The following is a 3,695-nucleotide window of genomic DNA, read 5'->3' as shown; positions in this document are numbered from 1 at the left end:
ACCTAAACGCTTATACCTATAAAATTAATAATAGCTATGTTTCTATGCGTTTAAAAAAATATAAATTGATGACTGTTCTTAGCTACTTTCTTTCAAAATGGCATAAACCAATTCTTTGGTTGGTTTCTGGTCTTTTAGTTTTGCCCGAACCACGTCAAAAGGCACTTTAAAATCGCAACCCGATTGATAGGCGCTGCAACCATAAGCGGTGTTTCCCTTGAGCACTGTTCCTTTTTTGCATTTGGGACAGGCCAATACATCCGAGATTACTTTCACGGCTATTTTCTTCTCTTCTAATTTAAGTTCGAAATTTTCATCAAAGCGAAGCAAACCTTCCACGCTGCCGGCATCGGTTTTGAAATCTTTCAAGTTCACGGTCGATCCTTTTTGGAGTAATCGCAAGTATTGATTCTCCGATATTTTTTTGGCTGCAAAAGTATAGGGCAATACAAAACGACAACCGGCTTTGTAATCGCCACAGCCATAAGCGGATTTTCCTTTGATAAGCGTCGCTTTTTTGCATTTCGGACAAACTTCAGCCAAAATTCCTTCCGCTTTCTTTTTCTCGACAACAGCTTCTTGTTTTTGAACACTTCCTGCATGCGAAATATTGGCGCCTCTGGTTTCTCTTCGCACTTCATAGACCAATTCCTCGACCATGTGTTTCATGTTCTTGATAAACGCCGCAGCGGTAAAGGTTCCTTTTTCAATATCTTTCAACTGCTTTTCCCAGGAACCAGTAAGTTCTGCCGACTTGACCAAATCATTTTGAATGGTGTCAATCAGCTGAATTCCCGTTGGTGTTGGCAATACCTGTTTTTTGTTTCTAACAATGTATTGGCGTCTAAAAAGGGTTTCAATAATATTGGCTCGCGTGGATGGACGCCCAATGCCGTTTTCTTTCATCAATTCGCGCAAATCCTCGTCGTCCACTTGTTTTCCTGCGGTTTCCATAGCACGCAATAAGGTAGCTTCCGTAAACTGGTTGGGTGGTTTGGTTTCCTTTTCCAAGAACGAGGGTTCGTGCGGACCTTTTTCGCCCACAACAAAACTTGGCAAAATATCGGCTTCTTTTTCTTTGGCGTTTGTACTGAGCGGAGACGAAGTATCAAAAACGACGCGAAAGCCTTTTTTCAAGATTTCTTTTCCCGTGGTTTTGAAGAGTACTTCGGCAGCTTTTCCCATTACTGTCGTATTGGCGACCAAACAATCGTCATAAAAAACCGCAATAAAACGGCGTGTAATTATGTCATACACTTGCTGCTGATTGTATTGCAAATTGCTTTGAATCCCCGTTGGAATTATCGCGTGGTGATCGGTAACTTTTTTATCGTTGAAAACCTTGGGAGATTTTTTAATCTTTTTTTCTAAAAGCGGTTGCGTCAATGCAGCGTAATTGGTTAATTTTTGCAAAATACCCGCCACTTTCGGATAAACGTCATTGGGCAAAAATGTGGTGTCAACTCTTGGGTAGGTGACTACTTTTTGTTCGTATAAAGTTTGTACTATTTTAAGCGTTTCATCTGCCGTAAAGCTAAATTTTGTATTGCAATACACTTGTAAGCCGGTTAAATCAAAAAGTTTAGGCGCAAACTCATTGCCGTTTTTCTTTTCGACGGAGACAATTTCGAATTCACTTTCCTTGACTTTATTCGACAAAATTTCGCCGTCTTCCTTTTTCAAAAAACGTCCTTCCTCATAGCTGAAAAGCGTTTCTCGATATAAGGTTTGCAACTCCCAATACGGTTGCGGTTTGAAGTTTTCGATTTCCTTAAATCGGTCCACAACCATTGCCAATGTTGGGGTTTGCACCCGACCAATAGACAATACTTGTTTGTAGCCACCGTGTTTTACGGTGTACAAACGCGTGGCATTCATACCCAGTAACCAGTCGCCAATGGCTCTCGAAAAACCGGCGTAGTATAAATTATCGTAGTTGGCAGATGGTTTTAAGTTTTCGAAACCCTCTTTGATGGCTTCGGTGGTTAGGGACGAAATCCACAAGCGTTTTACCTCGCCTTTATAATTAGCTTCGTTCATCACCCAGCGCTGAATGAGTTCTCCTTCTTGTCCCGCATCCCCGCAGTTGATGACCAAGGTCGCTTTGTCGAATAAACTTTTTATGATTTTAAATTGCTTTTGAATGCCCGAATTTTGCACCACTTTGGTTTCAAATTTTTCGGGAAGCATGGGCAGGTTGTTCAAATCCCAACTTTTCCAATGGGGTTTGTAATCGTTAGGTTCTTTCAAGGTGCATAAATGGCCAAAAGTGTAGGTTACGACATAGCCGTTGCCTTCGTAATACCCATCCCGTTTGGTATTGGCACCTAAAACGGATGCGATTTCGCGGGCTACACTTGGTTTCTCGGCAATACAGACCTTCATTTTTTCCTTCTAATTTTGAAGCTGCAAAGTAGGAATTTAGAAATTGGTATCGAAATGAAATCTTTAGGAGTTGTGAACGGCTAGACAAGTTGAAGTTTTTTTAGGAGCAGAAATATTGGTGTCTTCAAGAACCAATCGTCCTGCTATACGCTGTATCTCTTCGCTTCGCTACGAGGATGCCGCTTCCATCAGGGCTAAAGATTTCGTTTTATTTTCATAATGATAAAAGAAAAAAAATCATAAAATCTTGGAAACAAATTTTTCTAGTAAAGGCTAGCGCGAGCGTCCCGCTCGTGCCAATTACAATTTATAATGTATTTACTTTTGTTTGTGTTCACGAGCGGGACGCTCGCACTAGCGGGGGAGCTGGGTTGATATTTTATTGTTTAACTTTAGTTTCTGTTTTAGAAACTTTTTGTTTACTGTTTTTTTTAGCTTTTTTACTGGCTATAAATTCGCTAATTTCTTTTCTCTCTTGCTCTGTTAAAGGAGGACTTTGTATAATGAAGTCAACACCTTTTGGTTCTTTTATTAAATTCATATCTTTAAGATTTAAAATATTTTTTCACTAAGTTTTTTGAAGATTCTGTTTCAATTATCATTCTTTGATTTTTAAAATGAAATGCACCTAAACTTTCTTCGTAATGTTTAATTAAATTTGTTTTAGCTGTAAAAGCAACAAATCCATCATATCCTTTTTGAAAAGAAACTTTACAAGCAAAAGCAACTAAATTTCCAGCAACTCCTTCATAGAGTTTGTTTTTTCCAATATTGAAAGGGGAACTTTCTAATAGATTCATATAAATATGATCTTGTTCGATTGTCAAACTCAAAAGTCCTTGAATTATAGTTGAATTATTAATTATGGTTAATTTATAGACTTCTTTTTGTAAGTCATTAAATTCAGATTTCCAATCAAAATTCCACCCATTTTTCTTTGTTACAGTTTTCAAATCATTACTTGTCATTCGACTAACTTCGGTTTGAAAACTATCGCCAGAAATTCTATTTAAAATTGAATCAGTTAATTTGTCAATTATAAAACGCTGCTCTATTTGAATTTTATTACTCATAATTCAAAAGTACAAAATATTTAGATTTTATTAGAATATAACCTTAAAGATTTGGTTTTTTAGCTCCAAAAATACTGACTCACAACGTCTTGGTTTTGCAAGTGGTTTGGAAACATTTCGCCGAGCAATCACGATTATGTTTTGCTGTTACGACTTATCATACTTCGCAGAGCGGGTGTTATTACTTTTTCTTCATTTTTGCTACAAGAAAAAGTAATAACCTGAATTCGATTAATC

Annotated in this window: 3 protein-coding genes; all 3 read right to left on the bottom strand. The window is 37.7% G+C overall.

What is annotated here, in order from left to right:
- Positions 1–78: 78 nt before the first annotated feature.
- Positions 79–2,385: a type IA DNA topoisomerase gene (locus tag B2145_RS16085; protein ID WP_291104554.1), complete on the bottom strand. Its 2,307-nt coding sequence runs from the start codon at positions 2,383–2,385 to the stop codon at positions 79–81.
- A 379-nt stretch (positions 2,386–2,764) separates the two neighbouring features.
- Positions 2,765–2,926: a hypothetical protein gene (locus B2145_RS16080; RefSeq protein ID WP_291104551.1), complete on the bottom strand. Its 162-nt coding sequence runs from the start codon at positions 2,924–2,926 to the stop codon at positions 2,765–2,767.
- 4 nt (positions 2,927–2,930) lie between these two features.
- A complete protein-coding gene (locus tag B2145_RS16075; RefSeq protein ID WP_291104549.1) occupies positions 2,931–3,458 on the bottom strand; it encodes a hypothetical protein in 528 nt (175 codons plus the stop codon).
- Positions 3,459–3,695: the final 237 nt, after the last annotated feature.

Origin of the sequence: Flavobacterium sp. UBA5153 (assembly GCA_002413745.1) — a bacterium.
Classification (GTDB): domain Bacteria; phylum Bacteroidota; class Bacteroidia; order Flavobacteriales; family Flavobacteriaceae; genus Flavobacterium.
The sequence above is the reverse complement of the archived record's forward strand: the minus strand, read 5'-3'. Positions and strand labels throughout refer to the sequence as shown.